15 protein-coding genes and 1 tRNA gene are annotated in these 21223 nt (G+C 38.1%); 10 read left to right on the top strand and 6 right to left on the bottom strand.

Annotation, left to right across the window (positions count from 1 at the left end; all coding sequences use genetic code 11):
• Positions 1-32: 32 nt before the first annotated feature.
• Positions 33-1214 carry an AIR synthase-related protein gene (locus ASE92_RS09640; protein ID WP_056849879.1) on the bottom strand — a complete coding sequence of 394 codons (1182 nt, stop codon included), beginning with the start codon at positions 1212-1214 and terminating at the stop codon, positions 33-35.
• A gap of 315 nt (positions 1215-1529) precedes the next feature.
• Positions 1530-3704, bottom strand: a complete 2175-nt coding sequence (locus ASE92_RS09650; RefSeq protein ID WP_056849881.1) for a glutamine synthetase III — start codon at positions 3702-3704, stop codon at positions 1530-1532.
• 203 nt (positions 3705-3907) lie between these two features.
• Here ASE92_RS09650 and ASE92_RS09655 point away from each other — a divergent pair, with 203 nt between their 5' ends.
• A complete protein-coding gene (locus tag ASE92_RS09655; protein ID WP_056849882.1) occupies positions 3908-4747 on the top strand; it encodes an energy transducer TonB in 840 nt (279 codons plus the stop codon).
• A gap of 2050 nt (positions 4748-6797) precedes the next feature.
• On the opposite strand, the gene purL is transcribed toward ASE92_RS09655, so the two are convergent.
• The gene (gene purL / locus ASE92_RS09660; RefSeq protein WP_255352344.1) at positions 6798-10535 is read right to left on the bottom strand and encodes a phosphoribosylformylglycinamidine synthase; all 3738 of its coding nucleotides are present in this window, start codon (positions 10533-10535) and stop codon (positions 6798-6800) included.
• 149 nt (positions 10536-10684) lie between these two features.
• On the opposite strand from purL, the gene ASE92_RS09665 reads away from it, so the two are divergent.
• The 5 genes from ASE92_RS09665 to fbp all read left to right on the top strand — a co-directional run bounded on the left by ASE92_RS09665 (position 10685) and on the right by fbp (position 15584).
• Positions 10685-11068, top strand: a complete 384-nt coding sequence (locus ASE92_RS09665) for a VOC family protein (protein ID WP_056849884.1) — start codon at positions 10685-10687, stop codon at positions 11066-11068.
• Between the two features lies 1 nt (position 11069).
• A complete protein-coding gene (locus tag ASE92_RS09670; RefSeq protein ID WP_056849885.1) occupies positions 11070-11771 on the top strand; it encodes a tRNA1(Val) (adenine(37)-N6)-methyltransferase in 702 nt (233 codons plus the stop codon).
• 51 nt (positions 11772-11822) lie between these two features.
• Positions 11823-13637 (top strand): serine hydrolase, encoded by a 1815-nt coding sequence (locus ASE92_RS09675; protein WP_056849886.1) that lies wholly within the window; start codon positions 11823-11825, stop codon positions 13635-13637.
• Positions 13638-13993: 356 nt separating this feature from the next.
• Positions 13994-14485 carry a metallophosphoesterase gene (locus ASE92_RS09680; protein ID WP_056849887.1) on the top strand — a complete coding sequence of 164 codons (492 nt, stop codon included), beginning with the start codon at positions 13994-13996 and terminating at the stop codon, positions 14483-14485.
• A gap of 19 nt (positions 14486-14504) precedes the next feature.
• Positions 14505-15584, top strand: coding sequence for a class 1 fructose-bisphosphatase (gene fbp / locus ASE92_RS09685; RefSeq protein ID WP_056849888.1), 1080 nt, complete (start codon positions 14505-14507; stop codon positions 15582-15584).
• A gap of 16 nt (positions 15585-15600) precedes the next feature.
• On the opposite strand, the gene rnhA is transcribed toward fbp, so the two are convergent.
• A complete protein-coding gene (rnhA, locus tag ASE92_RS09690; protein ID WP_056849889.1) occupies positions 15601-16074 on the bottom strand; it encodes a ribonuclease HI in 474 nt (157 codons plus the stop codon).
• Between the two features lie 176 nt (positions 16075-16250).
• Between rnhA and ASE92_RS09695 the strand changes: the two genes are divergently transcribed.
• Positions 16251-16324 (top strand) — tRNA-His (locus ASE92_RS09695).
• A gap of 714 nt (positions 16325-17038) precedes the next feature.
• Here ASE92_RS09695 and ASE92_RS09700 read toward each other — a convergent pair.
• Positions 17039-17488 carry a VOC family protein gene (locus tag ASE92_RS09700; protein WP_056849890.1) on the bottom strand — a complete coding sequence of 150 codons (450 nt, stop codon included), beginning with the start codon at positions 17486-17488 and terminating at the stop codon, positions 17039-17041.
• Positions 17489-17908: 420 nt separating this feature from the next.
• Between ASE92_RS09700 and ASE92_RS09705 the strand changes: the two genes are divergently transcribed.
• The 3 genes from ASE92_RS09705 to ASE92_RS09710 all read left to right on the top strand — a co-directional run bounded on the left by ASE92_RS09705 (position 17909) and on the right by ASE92_RS09710 (position 19955).
• Positions 17909-19129, top strand: coding sequence for an alpha/beta hydrolase-fold protein (locus ASE92_RS09705; protein ID WP_056849891.1), 1221 nt, complete (start codon positions 17909-17911; stop codon positions 19127-19129).
• Between the two features lie 307 nt (positions 19130-19436).
• On the top strand, positions 19437-19568 hold the full coding sequence (locus ASE92_RS21720; protein ID WP_157255709.1) for a hypothetical protein: 132 nt from the start codon (positions 19437-19439) through the stop codon (positions 19566-19568).
• A 93-nt stretch (positions 19569-19661) separates the two neighbouring features.
• The gene (locus ASE92_RS09710; RefSeq protein ID WP_056849892.1) at positions 19662-19955 is read left to right on the top strand and encodes a hypothetical protein; all 294 of its coding nucleotides are present in this window, start codon (positions 19662-19664) and stop codon (positions 19953-19955) included.
• Positions 19956-20218: 263 nt separating this feature from the next.
• On the opposite strand, the gene ASE92_RS09715 is transcribed toward ASE92_RS09710, so the two are convergent.
• A complete protein-coding gene (locus ASE92_RS09715) occupies positions 20219-21121 on the bottom strand; it encodes an AraC family transcriptional regulator (protein WP_056849893.1) in 903 nt (300 codons plus the stop codon).
• Between the last annotated feature and the right edge of the window lie 102 nt (positions 21122-21223).

Below are 21223 nucleotides of genomic sequence, written 5' to 3' on the forward strand. Positions count from 1 at the left end.
TTGATTTTTCAAGCGCCATGGTTAGCTATTTCTTAATTATAGATAAAAGTTCCTTTTTCACTTTCGATGGTCACCTGTTTTTGGTTACCTTTTTCAACGCGACCAATAATTTGCGCATCAATGTTAAAGCTTTTTGAAATCTCTATAATATCTTTTGCAATTTCTTGTGGAACATATAATTCCATGCGATGACCCATATTAAAAACTTTATACATCTCTTTCCAATCTGTACCGGATTGCTCTTGGATTAGCTTAAATAGGGGTGGAACAGGAAATAAATTGTCCTTAATCACATGGATATCATCATTGATAAAATGGAGCACTTTTGTTTGAGCGCCACCACTGCAATGCACAATTCCATTAATTTGTTTGCGGTATTGTGTTAATATTTTTTTTATAACAGGTGCGTAAGTACGTGTAGGAGATAAAACGAGCTTACCAACAGTAGTTTTACCGAAACCTTCAATTTCAATCTCGTCGGTTAGCTGCTTTTGTCCTGAAAAAACCAAATCAAAAGGTACAGCAGGATCGAAACTTTCAGGATATTTATTGGCGACAGATTTCTCAAAAACATCATGACGAGCAGAGGTTAATCCGTTAGAACCCATTCCTCCATTGTATTCTGTTTCGTAGGTTGCTTGTCCGTAAGAAGCTAAAGCTACAATTACATCACCTGGTTTAATGTTATCGTTACTGATTACATCTTCACGTTTCATGCGGCAGGTTACCGTAGAATCTACGATGATGGTTCTCACCAAATCGCCAACATCGGCAGTTTCGCCACCGGTAGAATAAATAGAAATTCCTTGTTCCCTTAAATCAGCCAGAATTTCTTCTGTACCGTTAATTACAGCAGCAATTACTTCTCCAGGTATTAAATTTTTATTTCGTCCGATGGTAGATGATAAGAGGATCTGATCAGTGGCTCCCACACATATTAAATCATCAATATTCATAATGATTGCATCTTGAGCGATGCCTTTCCAGATAGAGATATCTCCTGTTTCTTTCCAATAAACATAAGCCAAAGATGATTTTGTTCCGGCACCATCGGCATGCATGATATTACAAAATTCTTGATCACCACTTAAAATGTCGGGAATGATTTTGCAGAATGCTTTCGGGAAAATTCCTTTGTCGATATTTTTGATGGCATTATGCACATCTTCTTTTGAGGCAGAAACGCCACGTTGATTGTACCTGTTATCACTCATGTTGGCGCAAAGATAAGGGAAAAAGTCGGGAGTCAGAAGTGAGGAGTCAGAAGTTTTTGATGGTTAAAGTAATGGTTTTCTTCGTGGAGATTTTACTCACTATGAACGGTCGTCATCATCAAATTGATTGGGGGGATCTAACAGACGATTTAATTGGCTTTAAGATTCCCGCCTACGCGGCAATGACGATGCAGGTATACAATATACGTTTAAAGAGAACGATCTTAAAATTCTTAAATCCAAAAAGTCATGATCAAAAAAAGGGCGTAAAGTTTACACCTTACGCCCTATACCTTAAACCTTCCGGCTTAAAAACTATTTCATGAATAACAATTCTCTGAATTTCGGTAAAGGCCAAACGCTATCGTCAACAATTTGCTCTAATTTATCAGCATGGTAACGGATGGTATCGAAGTAAGATTTAACTTTCTCATCGTAAGCAATTGCTTTCTCACGAGTGTCTTCAATTTTGTTGGTTACTTTACGTTCTTCCAGCATCGCATCGATATTGGTTTTAACGATATCTAAATGCTCAGAAAGTTTTTTAACGATGTCCAAAGATGATTTGCTTTCTACACCAAGTTCTTTTAAACCTTTTACATTCTCGATTAAAGAATTTTGGTAAGCGATAGCAGCAGGAATGATGGCTGTGTTTGCCACTTCGCCCATTACACGAGCTTCAATTTGTAATTTTTTGTAGAAGTTTTCTAACATGATTTCATGACGGGCATGGATTTCACGTTTGCTATAAATACCAGTACTTTCAAATAAACTTGCAGATTTCTCAGTTAAATAAGCATCTAAAGCCTTTGGTGTAGTTTTGATGTTTGATAAACCACGTGTTGCAGCTTCATCTTCCCACTCCTGGCTGTAGCCATTACCTTCAAAACGAATCGATTTAGATTCTTTGATGTATTTTTTGATTACCGTTAATAAAGCGATGTCTTTTTTATCACCTTTTTTGATCAATTTATCAACTTCAGCTTTGAATTTAACCAATTGCTCAGCCATAATGGCGTTTAAGATCGTCATTGGAGCCGAAGAGTTAGCTGAAGAACCAACCGCTCTTAACTCGAATTTGTTACCTGTAAATGCAAAAGGTGAAGTCCGGTTACGATCAGTATTATCCAACAAAATTTGTGGAATTTTAGGGATACCTAACCAAAGAGCGTTATCCTCTTTAATTTTTTTGCTGATACGTGAGTGCTCAATTTCATCTAAAACATCGTTTAATTGAGAACCTAAGAAGATGGAGATAATTGCTGGTGGTGCTTCGTTAGCACCTAAACGGTGATCGTTACTTACCGAAGCAATACTCGCACGTAATAAATCTGCATGTTCGCTCACTGCTTTAATCGTATTTACGAAGAAAGTTAAAAACATTAAGTTGTTTTTAGGCGTTTTGCCCGGAGCCAATAAGTTTTTACCAGTATCAGTAATTAACGACCAGTTGTTGTGTTTACCTGAACCGTTGATGCCAGCGTATGGTTTTTCGTGTAATAAAACACGGAAATGGTGACGACGAGCAACTTTTTCCATCAAATCCATCAATAACTGATTGTGATCGATGGCCAGGTTTATTTCTTCATAAATTGGAGCACATTCGAATTGAGAAGGTGCAACCTCATTGTGACGGGTTTTTAAAGGAATACCTAATTTCAATGCTTCGTTTTCAAAATCAACCATGTAGGTGAAAACACGCTCAGGAATTGATCCGAAATAATGATCTTCTAACTGTTGGCCTTTAGCAGACATGTGTCCGAATAAAGCACGACCAGTTAACAATAAATCAGGACGGGCATTAAACAATGATTCATCAACCAAGAAATATTCTTGCTCGATACCTAAAGACGCATTTACTTTAGTAATGCTTTTATCAAAATACTGGCAAACATCAACAGCAGCTTTATCAAGTGCAGCTAATGCTTTTAATAATGGAGCTTTATAATCTAAAGCCTCACCAGTGTAGGATACGAAAACGGTAGGAATACAAAGAGTTTTACCAGCTTTGCTTTCCATAATGAATGCTGGAGATGATGGATCCCAGGCAGTGTAACCACGAGCTTCGAAAGTATTACGGATACCGCCGTTAGGGAAACTTGATGCATCCGGTTCTTGTTGAACCAAAGCGCTACCAGCAAATTTTTCTATAGCACCTTCGCCACTAGGCTCAAAAAATGAATCGTGTTTTTCAGCAGTTGTACCTGTTAATGGTTGGAACCAGTGTGTGTAATGTGTTGCTCCAGCAGCCATAGCCCATGCTTTCATTGCAGTTGCAATCTGGTTAGCATCGTCAGAATTAATTAATTCACCTTGATTAATAGATGAGATTAATTTTTCATACACGTCCTTAGATAAGAAATCTCTCATTTTTTTCTTATCAAATACATTAGCGCCAAAAAAATCAGAAATTTTTGCAGATGGTGATTTTACTTCTGGCGAAATTCTGTTTTGAGCCTCTTTTAATGCGATGGTTCTTAAGCTTTTCATTAATTTGTTATGTTTTTTGTCAAAAATAGTATATTTTATTGTTTTTTATAAAACAATCGTAAGTTTTAGAGCAATTTTATTGAAAATGAAATAAAAAAATGTTTTTCAAATGGAATTTTTCATTATTCGTAAAGAAAATGGAATTTTCAGTTGGTTTATGGAATTGTGAAATTTGCTACATCATGCTATAAAAATCAATAGCTATGTTCAACTCCTCAATCAATGTGTACAAAACCGAGTGGCTCGATCTTGTATTCGCAAACAGAAACAAAACTTATGGTGCTTATGAGTTAAGGTCCAAATCGTCAAAAATCATGACCCGGGCACTATTGGTATCCGTAAGTCTCTTTTTATTGCTTGCCTTTGCGCCTTTAGTGTATAGCAAAATCTTTCCAACAGCGGTTGAAGTAGTTGCTCCTCCAAAAGTTATTGATTTGAGTGATGTGATCCATGAAATGAAGAAGCCAGAGCCAGAAAAAAAAGTGGAGCCGGCAAAATCAGAGCCAGTGAAAGTAAAAACAGTTAAAATGACTTCGAACATTGTGGTGGTTGATAAAACTGAAATTAAAGATCCGCCTACTATTAAAGAGATTCAGAATGCTGTAGTGAGCAATGTAACGCAGGATGGCGAAATCAAACCTGATTTAACCATGGTAACTCCTTCTTTAAATGGTAATGGCAACGGATTAGAAAAAGAGGTTGCTGGAACTGGAGAGGATAAAGAGATTTATACAGGAGGTGGAGTTGATGAATATCCAGAATTTGCCGGCGGGATGAAAGCTTTTACCAAATACATGGAGCGTAATCTACGCTATCCATCACAAGCGCAAGAGGATGGTATTCAAGGTAAGGTGTTTTTAAGTTTCGTGGTAGAGAAGGATGGTTCCATAACTGATGTAAAAGTGCTTAAAGGCATCGGTTTTGGCTGCGATGAAGAGGCCATGAAAGTAATCAAGAAATCACCCTTGTGGAAACCCGGAAAAAATAAAGGCATTCCAGTTAGGGTGAGGTATAATATGCCGATTAATTTTAATTTAATGTAAGGCATTGGGATCAGTTAAATATTTAATGCTCAAAATAGGGAAGGTGTGATGGATGATTGGTTGAAGGCCTGGATGGAAATTCAGGCCTTTGTTTTGTATAGATACTGCGTTTAAAGATTTTACTGTCGCTTACGATTCCAGCTTCGCGGGAATGACGGGAAGAGCAGAGGGTTAATGATAGCAATTATTGGCTGTTGAATTTGGACACCAACYATGAACGGTCGTCATCCTCAGCTTGCCTGGGGATCTTACTACGCTTTCCTTTCTCATGCTTTACGRTTCCCGCCTTCGCGGGAATGACGGGCTGGGTAGTAATAGCATTATGTTTGGTGAGGACACCAACCATTAGGGGTAAGATTAATGATAGCAATTATTGGCTGTTGAATTTGGACACCAACTATGAACGGTCGTCATCCTCAGCTTGCCTGGGGATCTTACTACGCTTTCCTTTCTCATGCTTGCTGGGTTAGTAATAGCATTATGTTTGGTGAGGACACCAACCATTAGGGGTAATTGCAATTCCATTAGGAGTAACTATAAACGGTCGTCATCCTCAGCTTGCCTGGGGATCTTACTACGCTTTCTTTCTCACGCTATACTATTCCTGCCTTCGCAGGAATGACGGGCTGGGTAGTAATATCATTATGTTTGGTGAGGACACCAACCATTAGGGGTAAGATTAATGATAGCAATTATTGGCTGTTGAATTTGAANGGAATGACGGGCTGGGTAGTAATATCATTATGTTTGGTGAGGACACCAACCATTAGGGGTAAGATTAATGATAGCAATTATTGGCTGTTGAATTTGAACACCAGCCATGAACGGTCGTCATCCTCAGCTTGCCCGGGGAATCTTACTACGCTTTCCTTTCTCATGCTTTACGATTCCCTCCTTCGCGGGAATGACGGGCTGGGTTAGTAATAGCATTATGTTTGGTGAGGACACCAACCATTAGGGTAAGATTAACGATAGCAATTATTGGCTGTTGAATTTGGACACCAACTATGAACGGTCGTCATCCTCAGCTTGCCTGGGGATCTTACTACGCTTTCCTTTCTCATGCTTTGGAATGACGGGCTGGGTAGTAATATCATTATGTTTGGTGAGGACACCAACCATTAGGGGTAAGATTAATGATAGCAATTATTGGCTGTTGAATTTGAACATCAGCCATGAACGGTCGTCATCCTTAGCTTGCCTGGGGATCTTACTACGCTTTCCTTTCTCATGCTTTACGGTTCCCGCCTTCGCGGGAATGACGGGCTGGGTTAGTAATAGCATTATGTTTGGTGAGGACACCAACCATTAGGGGTAATTGCAATTCCATTAGGAGTAACTATAAACGGTCGTCCTGGGTTAGTAATAGCATTATGTTTGGTGAGGACACCAACCATTAGGGGTAATTGCAATTCCATTAGGAGTAACTATAAACGGTCGTCATCCTCAGCTTGCCTGGGGATCTTACTACGCTTTCCTTTCTCATGCTTTAMGATTCCCGCCTTCGCGGGAATGACGGGCTGGGTAGTAATATCATTATGTTTGGTGAGGACACCAACCATTAGGGGTAAGATTAATGATAGCAATTATTGNTTCCYGCCTTCGCGGGAATGACGGGCTGGGTAGTAATATCATTATGTTTGGTGAGGACACCAACCATTAGGGGTAAGATTAATGATAGCAATTATTGGCTGTTGAATTTGGACACCAACTATAAACGGTCGTCATCCTCAGCTTGCCTGGGGATCTTACTACGCTTTCCTTTCTCATGCTTTACGATTCCTGCCTTCGCGGGAATGACGGGCTGGGTTAGTAATAGCATTATGTTTGGTGAGGACACCAAACATTAGGGGTAATTGCAATTCCATTAGGAGTAACTATAAACGGTCGTCATCCTCAGCTTGACTTGGGATCTTACTACGCTTTCTTTCTCACGCTATACTATTCCCGCCTTCACATGAATGACGAACAAATAGCCGCCTCAAAATAGCCGAAACGAAAAAAGCTTGAGTAAAACTCAAGCCCTTTATATAAATAAATATGTTTAACCCTATGCCTTTTCTTCAGTCCATTTTCTGGCATTTACGAAAGCTTCCATCCATGGTGAAACCTCGTCTTTTCTACCAGCCGGATAGTTTGCCCAATGCCATTGGAATAAAGAACGTTCAATGTGTGGCATCATCACCAAATGGCGACCTGTTTCATCACACATCATGGCAGTGTTATAATCAGAACCGTTCGGGCTTGCCGGATACGTTTCGTAAGCATATTTAGCTACAATTTTATATTTTTCCTCTGCGTATGGTAAAGAGAATCTTCCTTCGCCATGCGATACCCAAACGCCTAAGGTGCTGCCAGCTAAAGTTGATAACATCACTGAATTGTTTTCTTGTAACGTTAATGAAGTGAAAATACTTTCGTGTTTGCCGCTTTTGTTGTGCAACATTTTCGGTTTGTCTTCGTGATCTTTGTTAATTAAACCAAGCTCTACAAATAATTGGCAGCCATTGCAAATACCAACAGATAAAGTATCAGGACGGGCGAAAAATTTCTCAAGTGCTACTCTCGCTTTTTCATTGTATAAAAATGCGCCGGCCCAGCCCTTTGCCGATCCTAAAACATCAGAGTTAGAGAAGCCACCAACGGCACCAATAAACTGAATATCTTCTAATGTTTCCCTGCCGGTAATTAAATCCGTCATGTGCACATCTTTTACATCAAAACCAGCTAAATACATTGCGTTGGCCAGTTCGCGCTCAGAGTTACTTCCTTTTTCGCGGATAATCGCTGCCTTCGGACGAGGTTTAGAGGAATCGATTACCGGTTTCTTTCCATCAAACTGTAATGGAAAACTGTATTTTAAAACGTGATTTTTATAATTATCGTAACGTTCTTTGGCTAAACCATTACCCGTTTGTTTGCTATCTAATAAGTAAGATGTTTTAAACCAAGCATCACGTAGATGATCAATATCAAAACTGAAACGATCTGCTGCATTTTTTACTTCCAGCGTAGCTGATGATTTCACTTCCCCGATTTTCTGGAAAGTTACACCAGTGGTAGTTAAAGTGCTTTCTACTGATGAATCCGCTTGAAAAACAATGGCAATATTTTCCGCAAATAATAATTTGATAATATCTTGCTCGTTTAGTGCCGTTAAATCAATTGATGCACCTAAATCGCGATCTGCAAAGCACATTTCCAGTAGGGTAGTAATTAAACCACCGCTGCCAATATCATGTCCGGCCTGTATTTTACCTTCTTTAATTAGCTGTTGAATAGCATTAAAGGCTTTCGAGAATTGACCCGCATCTTTGATATCTGGCGTTTCAGTACCGATTTTGTTTAAAATCTGTGCGAAAGATGAACCACCAAGCTTATAAGTGTCATTAGAAAGGTTGATGTAATAAATTGAACCGCCATCTTTTTGCAGTACTGGCTCCACCACTTTAGTAATATCATCGCAGTTTGCACCTGCAGAAATAATTACTGTTCCTGGTGCAATTACATCACCATCTTTGTATTTCTGTTTCATCGAAAGTGAATCTTTCCCTGTCGGGATGTTGATTCCTAAATCGATAGCAAATTCCGAACACGCTTTAACGGCAGCATATAAACGGGCATCTTCACCTTCATTTTTACAGGCCCACATCCAGTTGGCAGAAAGCGAAACGCTTTTTAAACCATCTTTTAACGGAGCCCAAACGATGTTTGATAGTGATTCTGCAATCGCATTGCGACTACCAGCAGCCGGATCAATCAAAGCCGAAAGTGGAGCATGACCAACTGAAGTTGCGATTCCTTCCTTACCCTGAAAATCCAATGCCATTACGCCGCAATTGTTTAAAGGCAATTGTAATGGACCTGCAGTTTGTTGTTTTGCTACGCGGCCACCCACACAACGATCTACTTTGTTTGTTAACCAATCTTTGGATGCCACAGCCTCCAACTGTAAAACTTGCTCTAAATAAGTGCTTAATTCCGCTTTTTGATAACTTACCTCTTCATATTTACGGTCGATCGTTTGATCTTCCATTACAATTTTTGGAGAGCTACCAAACATATCTTTAAGCTCAAAATCCATTGGTTTAGCACCTGTGGTTTCCGATTTGAAAGTAAAACGATGATCGCCAGTTACTTTACCTACCGTATACATTGGGGAGCGTTCGCGATCGGCAATTTTTTGTAAAGTTTCAATATGTTCGTTGCCGATTACCAATCCCATTCTTTCCTGAGATTCGTTGCCGATAATTTCTTTAGCAGATAGGGTAGGATCGCCAACAGGTAATTTATCCAGATTGATTAAACCGCCAGTTTCTTCTACCAGTTCTGATAAACAGTTTAAGTGTCCGCCTGCACCGTGATCGTGGATAGAAACAATGAAGTTCTCTTCGCTTTCCACCATGCCACGTACAGCGTTTGCAGCACGTTTTTGCATTTCCGGGTTGGAACGTTGAATGGCATTTAATTCGATGCCTGATCCATGCTGGCCGGTATCAGCTGATGATACTGCTGCGCCACCCATTCCAATTCTATAATTTTCACCACCGAGAACAACAATGTTATCTCCTTCCTGTGGTTTTTGTTTTTGCGCCTGACTAGCCTTTCCATAACCAATACCGCCCGCAAGCATAATTACTTTATCGAAACCTAATTTGCGTGAATCTTCCTCATGCTCAAAAGTTAAAACCGAACCAGTGATAAGCGGCTGACCGAATTTGTTTCCAAAATCTGTAGCACCGTTTGATGCTTTGATCAGAATGTCCATCGGCGTTTGATACAGCCACTGTCTTTCTTCAACACCATTTTCCCAGGGGCGATTTTCTTCCAAACGCGAAAGCGCTGTCATGTAAACCGCCGTTCCGGCTAGAGGTAAGGAACCTTGGCCGCCTGCTAAACGATCTCTGATTTCGCCACCAGAACCTGTTGCAGCACCATTAAAAGGCTCAACAGTAGTAGGGAAATTGTGCGTTTCAGCTTTTAGAGATATTACCGAATCAAAATCACTTGTTGCGTAATATTCAGGAACATCAGCACGTTTAGGTGCAAATTGTTGCACTTTCGGCCCTTTAATGAAAGCCACGTTATCTTTATATGCAGAAACAATATCGTTGGGATTTTCTTCCGAAGTTTTGCGAATCAACTTAAAAAGTGAGGTTGGTTGTTCTACACCATCAATTACAAATTTACCGTTGAAAATTTTGTGGCGGCAATGTTCCGAATTCACCTGCGAGAAACCAAAAACCTCAGAATCAGTAAGTGGTCTTTCCAGGTTTTTAGCAAGATTATTTAGGTATTCAACTTCTTCATTACTTAATGATAAACCCTCTTGTTTGTTGTAAGCAGCAATATCAGTGATTTCTAAAATAGGTTCAGGCTTGATGTTAATGGTGTAAATGCTTTGATCAAGCTTGTCGTATTTCTGGGAAAGCATTGGGTCGTAATCAGAAAAATCTTCAGCAACTGCTTTAAATTCTTCTATCCGGATGATGCTCTGAATGTCCATATTTTGAGTAATCTCAACGGCATTGGTACTCCACGGCGTAATCATTGCAGCTCTTGGTCCAACAAAAAAGCCGCTTAAAGCTGCATCTTGCGAAATTTTGGCGCCGCCAAATAACCATTCAAGTTTAGTAATATCATCTGGGGAAAGCGCTTTATCTGTTTGAAGTACAAAAATCGCTTGCGATTGACTAAGGAAGAAATGAATCATGCTTTTTTTTTGAAAGTGCAAAAATAGCTTTTTTAAATTTAATGCGTGAAGGAATGAAGGATTGAATGAGAGAATTTTGGACGGTTAAATGTAAAATAATTGTAGGTACCAAAATTGTGATTTATTTAGAGCTACTTTAGACTTCTGTTATTTAAATTTCAATCATTTTCTGCAACTTTGCTACATTCTATCGTTCAAAACTCACTCATTCTACGTTACTTCAAATGTTCAACCGAATTCATCACATTGCTATTATTTGTTCTGATTACGAAAAATCGAAAGACTTTTATGTAAAGAAACTGGGATTTACCATCCTGGCTGAGGTTTATCGGGCGGAGCGAAAATCTTACAAATTAGATCTAGCGGTAAACGGCCTTTATCAAATTGAGCTTTTTTCTTTTGAAAATCCGCCGGCTCGTCCTTCCAGACCAGAAGCTCAAGGTTTACGGCACCTGGCTTTTGAAGTAGATGATATTGAACTAGAAATTGGAAGACTGAGTGATCAAGGCATTGTTACCGAACCTATACGAATTGATGAATTTACGGGGAAAAGATTTACCTTTTTTGCAGATCCAGATGGATTGCCGTTGGAATTGTACGAAGTTTAGTATGGGTATTTTTAAATTTAAACAGTTTGAAGTAGATCAGACTGGTTGTGCCATGAAGATTAATACCGATGGGGTTTTAATTGCTGCTCTTGCAAATCATTCAGCACCAAAAAAAATATTGGATATCGGCACTGGCACCGGTGTAATCGCATTAATGTTGGCACAAAGATTTCCGAATGCCCTGGTTGATGCTGTCGAAATTGACGCACAGGCCGCTGAAACGGCTGGAAAAAATTTTAAGAATTCCATATTTATTGATCGGTTAAGCATTAACCATATAGCAATTGAGCAATATAACACTTCTCAAAAATTCGACCTTATTGTCTCCAATCCTCCATTTTTCGTAAACGATTTAAAGAGTGAGGGGGTTAGAAAAGGAATTGCACGACATGCTGATGAACATTTTTTTGATGCTCTTATTGCCAAAGTAGTAACCATTTTAAGTGAAGATGGGAGCTTTTGGTTTGTTCTTCCTGTTAAGCAAGCAGAATTATTGGTAGAAGAAGCGAAACCGTTTAATATGGTGTTAAATAAATTGATCCATTTACACTCAGATGAAAGAAAACCAGAGTTTAGACGGATTGTTTGTTTATCAAAAACCAATGAAAAGCCAGTTGTTGAACATCTTTATCTTTATGAGAGTGAAAAAGTTTATACCCAAAGTTACAAAGCCTTACTTAAGGATTTCTTTTTAGGGTATTAGTTGGGTTCTTAAAGCTATAATATGTAGTTTCGGGCTACAACTACCTTAACTATGAAGTCTTCCATAATCTATCTATGCACATTTCTGAGCGCAATTACCTCGTTTGCCCAAGTTCAAAAAACAAATACGAGTGTAAATCAATTCACCGAAATTGATTCTGTGCTAAATCACGTTTTAAAAGATCAACACATTGCAGGCTTTGCAGTAGCTATTGTAAAAGGAAAAGAGGTAATTTATAGCAAAGGTTTTGGCTATCGCGATGTAGAAAATAAAAAACCTGTTACACCAAATACCCTTTTCGCCATTGGCTCAAGTACTAAAGCATTTACTGCGGGGCTAATTGGATTATTAGAAAAAGACGGCAAACTGAAGCTAGATGATAAAGCAACTTCCCATCTTCCCGTATTACGTTTTTATAATGATGAAATGAACAATCAGATCACAATTCGTGATTTGATGGCGCATAGAACCGGACTTTCTAGATATGATTATTCTTGGCTTTTATTTAACACGGCCAATAGAGATAGTATAATTAAGCGAGTGCAATATATGCAGCCAAGCGCTGGTGTTAGGCAAAAATGGTTTTATAATAACTTTATGTTCTTGGCGCAGGGTATGATCGTCGAAAAAATCAGCGGTAAAACTTGGGAACAAAATATTAAGGAAAAGTTTTTTGATCCATTAGAGATGAAACGTTCCAATACCGATATTAAAGCTTTTCAAAATGATAGCGACGCAGCCTTACCTTATTTAACAGTTAAAGATTCAGTCATCAAGAAGATCGAATATTACAATATTAATGGAATGGGGCCAGCTGGTAGCATCAATAGTAGTGTAAACGATATGGCCAATTGGTTAAAGGTGTGGATAAGTGGCGGATTTTATAAGGATAAGGAGATATTGCCAAGTAGTTATATTGCTGAGGCTGCTAGTTCTCAAATGGTAATGTCTGGCGGATTGCCGAGCCAGCACAAAGATGTTTTTTTTGCTAATTATGGGTTAGGATGGATGCTCAGCTCTTATCGTGGACACTTTATGGTAGAGCATGGAGGTAATATCAACGGCTTTTCGGCTAATGTTGCATTCTATCCAACCGATGAAATAGGCATAGTGGTTTTAACCAATCAGAATGTGTCGCAAGTTCCTGATGTAGTTACCAGCTCGATTGCAGATCGGATTTTTAAATTGAAACCGATTGATTGGAATGGCGAGGCAGTTTTAAAATCAAAGACTGCGAGTTTAAGTGAGAAGCAACTCGCGAGCAACGCCAAAAAGATTACGATTTTAAATACTAATCCCTCGCATGCATTAAACAATTATGCGGGCTCTTTCGAAAATCCAGCTTATGGCACAATCAAGGTTTCGTTTGATAAAAATGCGATTTATGCAGCAGCTGGTAATGATAAAATGCTACTTAAACACTTGTATTATGATGTTTTCGAGCCTAAGTCTGTGCAGAAAAATGGCGAAATAGACACAGCCTCGAGTAAAATGTTATTTAACTTTTCGAGTGATAATCAGGGTAAAATACAAGGATTAACTATTCAATTAGATCCGGATAAAAATCCAATTTTGTTTGCTTTTAAGCCAGATGTAAAAAAAGTTGAGCTTAAAACGTTAGCGCTTTATGTTGGCGATTATACTTTAGGAGCAGTGATTGCTAAAGTATATTTAAAAGGAGACATTTTGTATGTATTAGTTCCTGGCCAGCCAGAATATGAAACTGTTCCCGTTGATGATTATACTTTTGATCTTAAAATTTTGAAAGGCTATAGCGTTAAGTTCGCTGCGGAACCCAGGCAGAAAGCGAGCTCATTATCCTTTATCCAGCCGAACGGAACGTTTAAGGCTTTAAGGAAAAAATAAAGTAATTGGTTGGCTAGTTTGACATTATCCTATAGATAAAAGCATATTTATATTGATGATAATATCTTATGGTTTACTTACTTTAAAGAGCAATTTTTTTATGTACGAATCGCAAGGAAAAAATACTGAAAAATATAAGGAATTGCTGAAAGATTTTTTCTTGGCATTTTGATCCCACTTAATGATAATATCGTACAAAAGAAATCAAGTCGAAGAAGAGAAATATCTGTTTCAAAAAATAAAATTCAAATTTGTTGTTTAATAGATTGCGCAAATAAAATTTAGGCTGACTTTTAAAAAATGTTCAATAAATATGCGCAGAAGTTCACACACTGCTTTACAATTCACTTTACATAATGAAAAAGATTGGTTTAATTTCTGATACACATGGGTTTTTAGATGATGCTGTATTTAAGCACTTTGATCAGGTAGATGAAATATGGCATGCCGGCGATTTTGGTCCTCATGTCGCAACAGAACTGTCGACGTTTAAACCGCTTCGGGGTGTTTTTGGGAATATAGATGATGCTATAATCCGGAATGAATTTCCGGAACATAATAGGTTTCAATGCGAACAGGTAGAGGTGTGGATGACACATATCGGCGGTTATCCCGGCCGTTACTCTTCCTTCGTTAAGCCAGAAATATACACTAACCCACCAAAATTATTTATTACCGGTCATTCCCATATTTTAAAGGTAATGTTCGATGAAAAGATAAAATGTTTGCATATTAACCCCGGTGCAGCGGGAAAACACGGCTGGCATAAAGTGAGAACATTGGTTCGTTTTTGCATAACTGACGAAAATATTCATACCTTAGAGGTTATAGAGTTATCGGGTAGATAATGTAAAATTTACACTAAGTATGGTTTGCGGCGTGAAAACATTAGGACAATTTATTATAGAAAAACAAGCAGATTTCCCTTATGCCAAAGGTGAACTTTCGAGGTTGTTAAGGGATATTGCGATTGCTGCAAAAATTGTAAATCGGGAGATTAACAAAGCGGGTCTGGTTGATATGATCGGTCACGTAGGTACAACAAACATCCAGGGCGAAAAGCAAAAAAAGCTTGATGTTTATGCTGATCAACAGTTTATTGCTGCACTAACCAGTGGTGGTGAGTGTTGTATTATCGCCAGTGAAGAAGAAGAGGAAATCATTCATATCGAATCTCCTGTTTCACAAAATGCAAAGTATATTGTTTGTATCGATCCAATGGACGGCTCGTCAAACACGGATGTTAATGTTGCGGTAGGAACCGTTTTTTCTATTTACCGCAGGAAATCTTTAGAAGGACGAGCTGGTATTGATGATGTTTTACAGAAGGGGACTGAGCAGGTAGCAGCTGGATATATTATTTATGGATCATCTACTATGTTGGTTTACACCACGGGCAAGGGGGTTAATGGTTTTACATTAGATCCATCAATCGGAGAGTTTTGTTTGTCTCACCCGGAAATGAAAATCCCTGAAACTGGCGTAACTTATTCCATCAATGAAGGAAATTATGTTCACTTTCCTGAAGGGGTGAAAAAATACATTAAATATTGTCAGGTAGAGGATGAAGCTTCTGATCGTCCCTATACTTCAAGATATATTGGTTCAATGGTTGGAGACATTCATAGAAGTTTAATAAACGGGGGGATTTACATTTACCCAACTACCGCTCGTTCACCGGAAGGGAAGTTGCGCTTACTTTATGAATGTAACCCGATGGCTTTTATTATTGAGCAAGCCGGGGGAAAGGCGAGTACCGGTTTTGAGCGAATACTGGAGATACAGCCTACAGAAGTTCACCAGCGTGTGCCGGTGTTTATCGGATCGGTAAAAATGGTAGAGAAAGCCGAGGAAATGATGTTAATTTATGCCAATAAATCTACAGCTCCTCAAACACAAGTGGAAGCCAAATTGGAGGATATGGGTGTTGTAGGTGGAATAGATTAATTTTTAAATGTGCTGTTTAGAGAAGCGTTGCTTTCTTTCGTTCTGCTTCGAAAAAAGTATCAATGGCTAAGTTTTGTTTGTCTTGAGAAGCAAAAACCGCTAATCTGTCACAACGTTCATTTTCCGGGTGATCGTTGTGGCCTTTTATCCAAATGAATTTTACTTTATGAAGTTTGTATAATTCGAGAAACCGAATCCAAAGGTCTTTGTTTTTTTTGTCTTTGAAGTTTTTAGTTACCCAGCCAAAAACCCATTTCTTTTCAACTGCATCCACTACATATTTTGAATCGGAGTACACAGTTACTTCCTGGTTTAGGCTTTTTAAAGCTTCTAAGCCCTTAATAACAGCCATTAATTCCATGCGGTTATTTGTAGTCATGCGGTAACCCCCACTTAACTCCTTATAATGTTTGCCTGCCCGTAATATGGTACCATAACCCCCAGGTCCTGGGTTTCCACTTGCTGCTCCGTCTGTATAAATTTCGATCATAAAGATTGTAAAGTTATGTTTTTGGTTTTGAAATGTGCTGTTTAGTTCAAGATTGAAAAAAATATTTCGTTTCAAATAATTGAATAATAACTAATTAAAAATTTGTTGTTAAATCTTTGAAAAAAATATTTGCAAGGAATATTAAAAGTCGTACTTTTGTGACACTAAAAAACACGGTGGCTGTAGCTCAGTTGGTTAGAGTATTGGTTTGTGGTGCCGAGGGTCGTGGGTTCGAGCCCCATCAGCCACCCGAAAGCCCTTTAAGGTAACTTAAAGGGCTTTTTAATTTTTGGCGATTTTTAAATCGTTGAATTGAAGCGATAGCGACCGATTTTTGGTTCGAGCCCCATATGGGTGGAAAAACCAGACTATATTGACCCCATCTCACCGGAAAATAAATTTGGTGTAAAAATTTGCTTTTCTGTATTTTACAGAATTGGCGAAGGGGTTTAAATGAATTAGTTTATGCAAACGGTAACTGATTTAGTTGGATCTATAGGTTTGCGTTTATTTTTTAAACGTTTTATCATGGATAAGAAATATGAAAAGGGTCAATCTAAGGATTCGCTCAAATCTTTCTTAAATCTATTTTGTCAAAGTAATTTGCCATGTATGTTTATTGTAAACTCCTACCATTAAATGGTGGAATATTGATATTCCACCAAGGAAATTAATTAGCTCATTGGGTGCCTTCAGCTTTAAGTAAAGGAAAATTAAATTAGCAAAGTTTCTTTCGTTCTATATTCTTTAGGTAGCTACTTCTGACTTTACCAATTTCTAAGCAAAGAGGCATTTCAGGAATTAATGAATAGCAGGTTTTAAAATAAAATGCCTAATCTGAAAGCATTCTATTGAAATTTTAGCTCGAAACTCTTTAATAATTTATAATATTTAGGTCGCAATGGTTGAAGATTTCTAACCGAAAAGCGTTCAATTTCGAATTTCTAACTTTGCGAAATTAATATCAACTCCAGTTTAGGAGTTCTATTATATTCCCGTCTGGGTCTGAAATGTAAATAAACCTAAATACACCGATATTATCAAAATGATTTTCGCTTAACTCTCCAATTTTCGATGCTCCATTCTTTAATGCTATTGCTAAAACCCCCTCAATATCCTCTACCTTAAATGCGATATGTCCAAATCCTTTTTGATTAGCTAAGTGTCTTTCAGCATTAATCGTTTCTGAATACTGATAGATTTCTAATGTCGGTCCATTATCCCCATAGCCAGGTAGCCGTAATTGTACTCCTTGTAAATTCGCGTTAAAGACGCCGGTGCCTTTTTCAAGCCAATCCCCTTGATAGTTTCGTATAGGTGGAACCGCTATGCAATTAAACACGGTTTCATAGAAACGTGCAAGTTCCTTCCAATCCTTTGTTATAATGTTGGTATGCGCATACTTTATGTTCATAATGTAAATTTTGATACGTAAAGGTATTAAAGGTAAGATTTATTGCAATTTATCCTTCTCTGACGTGATAAAATTTTTTGTTCTTTAAGCCATTTAAAAGTATTATTTTGCCTTCAAATTTCCTGCAATAAACCAACAAGAAATATCAAGTTTATTGCCTGTTGTGTTCTCCTGAAATTGCCATTTACAATATTCGTTTTTTGAGACAACACATAGGTTGTCGATTATTTGATCTATCAAATATCGACCAGTTCCGATGCTTAATTCTTCCGAAATAAGCTAAAAAATATTTGTTGTTCTCAAACACTTTTGAGGACTTTCATCACTTTCAAAATTGTTTGCTGGTTAACATAATCATAATCAACAGACATTAGTTTTGGAACAGAATTTTACAAATATTTACATCTTTCGCAAGATCACATGAAAATTTTCCGATCATTAATTATCGTTGTTTTACTTCAAATTTATTTTAGTAATGCGATTGCCCAGGAACTTATGACCTATTCAGTGCCTGAAACATATGAAATGCCACCAAAACTTATTCCCACCGGCAGGAAATATTGGGTCAGCCTTCCAAAAGATTACGGTAAGACTTTAAATAGATATCCGTTATTGTTTCTTTTTGATGGCGATGAAGACTATTTAAAAAACCTAATATTAGCTGATGTTGACCAATTGACCCGATTTGGGGAGATGCCGCCCTGCATAATCGTGGGAATCTTACAAAGAAACCGGGCACTTGATTTTGGCCCCTTATATGCAATCAGCTCTTTGCCAAATAGTGAAAAAGTAAATGGAGATATATTTTTTAAGTTCATTAAAGAGGAATTGACCCCGACACTGGAACGAAAATATCGAACACAGCCATTAAAAATAGCAATCGGACACTCATTGGGAGGCCTTTTTCTTCTTAATAGCTTTACAAAGGATCCTTCTTTCTTCAATGGTATCGTGGCCGTAAGCCCAGCTCTCGAGTTAGGCAGGGACAGTATCTTGTTTGCTAATCTTGAAAATACATTAAAAAGTGATCTAAAAAAGCATACTTATTTTTGCTGGGCATCAGGAACAGAGGGTGTAAATGAAAAGGCATTTAGGGCGGGCTCTCAGAAACTGACAGAAATATTTGATAAACAACCTAATAAAAGGTTCGATTTTAAGTTTATCGACCTGCCTGGCCGATCACATAACCTGACGCCATTGTATTCAATGCTTGGCTCAATGAATTTCCTGTTTCAGCGCTGGAACATTTCTGCCTGGTACCGGGAACTATTTGCAGGCAAGGTTCGAGATCCGATCAAATATTATGAACGAAGACGGGTCTCAATGGAAACCTTATATGGCTTCAATGAAGACCCAACTGAGGACAGAATTCAAAACAATATTGGTAAGGAATTATTTACTGCAAAAAAGTACGGGTTAGCTTTGCCATATCTAAAGAAAGCAGTTGACCTAAATCCAGAAGACAGCGACTTTAATGCTGATTTGAGCATGGCAGAAGAAAAGTCAAAAAAATATTCTGATGCCCTAAGATCACTCCAGAGGGCGCTCGATCATTTGGCTGTTAAGAATGAAGATTATAAAGAAAAATCAAGTAAATTTAAATCAGATATTTCAAGACTAGAATTGTTGATTAAACAGTAACAGCCTCATTAGAAGCGTGCTGTTAGGCAAATAGATCAAGGGCGTGCATAAATTAATTTCTCGTCTATCATTTAATAATTTGCTATTTTTTTTGCCTTTTCATCGTCAGGTATGTGCAGATTCATAACGATTGATGCAGTAACCATTTCGTTAATTTCTGAGATATTCTTTCGTTGTTTCATTGTCCAGAATGGTTACTTTTCAGAAAACAGCATTTAAATTTGTAACACAAAACTGAGAGTCGAATCTTTTCTTATCTACACTTTTTAGCTAACTTTGAACCATTGGAAAAGCGCATTAATTTTTTATCGCGCAACAGGATTATTTTTATTTGTCAACCATCAGCGAAAGCGGCTACCCTTATATTCAATTCAGGGGAGGCCCGAAAGGTTTTTTAAAAGTTCTTGATCCTTCAACCCCAGGTTTTATTGATTTTTAAGGAAACAAACAATATATATCTACGGGAAATATTACCACCAATAACAAGGCTGCTTTATTTTTTCTGGATCAGGCTGCGAGTGCAAGATTAAAAATGTTCGCCGAGGTCGAAATAGTCACTTTGTCCAATCGTCCGGATTTTTTTGAAAAACTCAGCCTGGAGAATTATAAGTATAAGCCCATGCGCATTATGCTTTTCAAGATTCAAGGCTATGACTGGAATTGTCCCCAGCACATCACTCCAAGATTTATCCATAAGGAAGTTCAGGAAGCTTTGCAAGACCAGATAGAGGAAGCAAAACGACTGAAGGAGGAAAACGAAAAATTGAAAAAACAGATCTTTGAACTGACCAATTACGAAAAGCAACTGGCTTGTCGCAAGATTTGAGTATAGTCTGATATAGATTTGAAATATACTCTATAAAGTTTGTGTTTACGTCGTATTTGAACATACCAATAAATTTGACTCCTTCTCGCCAATTTACATCTATGAAGATAGGCAAGAAGTTGAAATAAATGTTTTACTGGTGAGACGAGGTCAATCTACTTCGGCTTATCCAGTTTGGCTGATGCCGCCTAAATTAACTCATTCTGAATAAACACTGGACTATTAGATCTAGTTTGGGGTAGGAGTCGGTAGGTTAAGAAAATCTATTCCGGGCCCTCGGTTTTTTTTCTGCGCAAGATCCGATACGTTTGTGGGGAAACTTTCATGCTTTTTTTAAATAACCTCGAAAAATGGAAAGCATCCTCATAGCCTAAATCTATGGCAATATCCCGGATCTTGATTTCGGTACTGTAAAGGAGTGCACAAGCTTTTCTCACTTTCAGATGGATAAAATAATCCATGGGTGGCATTCCGGTTGATTTTTTGAAAAGACTTGAAAAATAGGAAACCGATAGTTTATTGAGTTCCGCAAAATGCTCAACAGAGACTTTTTTTGATAATCCCTGTTGCATGTAATCGATCGTTTTTTTGATCATGTCCCGCTCATCCTGTGCTTTTATACTGGTATGCTTTTCTGGATATAAGAAAGTGGCCAGGAAATGATAAAGGCATAAATTAACATTACTTAGGTTTTCTTTGCCATATCCCAGCTGGAGGTTTTCGTACATAGATTCCCAGATTTGAATTCCTTTCTCATTGAGATGGATCGGCTTGGCACCGTCGTAAAGACCTAAGTCAAAGCCATCATTGAATCCCTTTAAATTCTCACCACAAAAGTGAACCCAATAAATCGACCAGGGATCATGGTCATCTGCGCCGTAACTCATTTTTGCTTTGGTGGTAGGAACAATAATAAATTCATTGGCCGATACATCCATTCGTTGCCCGTCAATCAGAAACCAACCCTTTCCCCGTAAGCAATAAATTAATATATTTTCGCTGCATCCATTTGGCCGTTCCCGATAATGAAATGTTGCGTTGGGAAAGTAGCCCATTGAGGTGATGTAAAGCTGGTTCATCACAATATTGCTATCTGCGGCAGCCTTCCAGGCCGCCTCAGGAACATAGATATGCTTTTCGCCCTGAAAGCCGTCTTTTCTCTTCATTTAATTTGGAGTTAGGTAAGTGAAGGTAAATATATAATAATAGTGGATAGAAACATGTCGAAAATAGTTGAATAGTTCATCATAATAGATGAATATACTATT

It is taken from the genome of Pedobacter sp. Leaf41 (genome assembly GCF_001422545.1).
Taxonomy (GTDB): domain Bacteria; phylum Bacteroidota; class Bacteroidia; order Sphingobacteriales; family Sphingobacteriaceae; genus Pedobacter.

Excerpts from the sequence above, each read along its gene's own strand:
- ASE92_RS09650 (WP_056849881.1), bottom strand. The coding sequence starts at position 3,704 with ATGAAAAGCTTAAGAACCATCGCATTAAAAGAGGCTCAAAACAGAATT.
- ASE92_RS09710 (WP_056849892.1), top strand. The coding sequence starts at position 19,662 with ATGTTCGCCGAGGTCGAAATAGTCACTTTGTCCAATCGTCCGGATTTT.
- ASE92_RS09715 (WP_056849893.1), bottom strand. The coding sequence starts at position 21,121 with ATGAAGAGAAAAGACGGCTTTCAGGGCGAAAAGCATATCTATGTTCCT.
- ASE92_RS09680 (WP_056849887.1), top strand. The coding sequence starts at position 13,994 with ATGAAAAAGATTGGTTTAATTTCTGATACACATGGGTTTTTAGATGAT.
- ASE92_RS09675 (WP_056849886.1), top strand. The coding sequence starts at position 11,823 with ATGAAGTCTTCCATAATCTATCTATGCACATTTCTGAGCGCAATTACC.
- ASE92_RS09640 (WP_056849879.1), bottom strand. The coding sequence starts at position 1,214 with ATGAGTGATAACAGGTACAATCAACGTGGCGTTTCTGCCTCAAAAGAA.
- ASE92_RS09665 (WP_056849884.1), top strand. The coding sequence starts at position 10,685 with ATGTTCAACCGAATTCATCACATTGCTATTATTTGTTCTGATTACGAA.
- rnhA (WP_056849889.1), bottom strand. The coding sequence starts at position 16,074 with ATGATCGAAATTTATACAGACGGAGCAGCAAGTGGAAACCCAGGACCT.
- ASE92_RS09655 (WP_056849882.1), top strand. The coding sequence starts at position 3,908 with ATGTTCAACTCCTCAATCAATGTGTACAAAACCGAGTGGCTCGATCTT.
- ASE92_RS09705 (WP_056849891.1), top strand. The coding sequence starts at position 17,909 with ATGAAAATTTTCCGATCATTAATTATCGTTGTTTTACTTCAAATTTAT.
- ASE92_RS09670 (WP_056849885.1), top strand. The coding sequence starts at position 11,070 with ATGGGTATTTTTAAATTTAAACAGTTTGAAGTAGATCAGACTGGTTGT.
- ASE92_RS09700 (WP_056849890.1), bottom strand. The coding sequence starts at position 17,488 with ATGAACATAAAGTATGCGCATACCAACATTATAACAAAGGATTGGAAG.
- fbp (WP_056849888.1), top strand. The coding sequence starts at position 14,505 with ATGGTTTGCGGCGTGAAAACATTAGGACAATTTATTATAGAAAAACAA.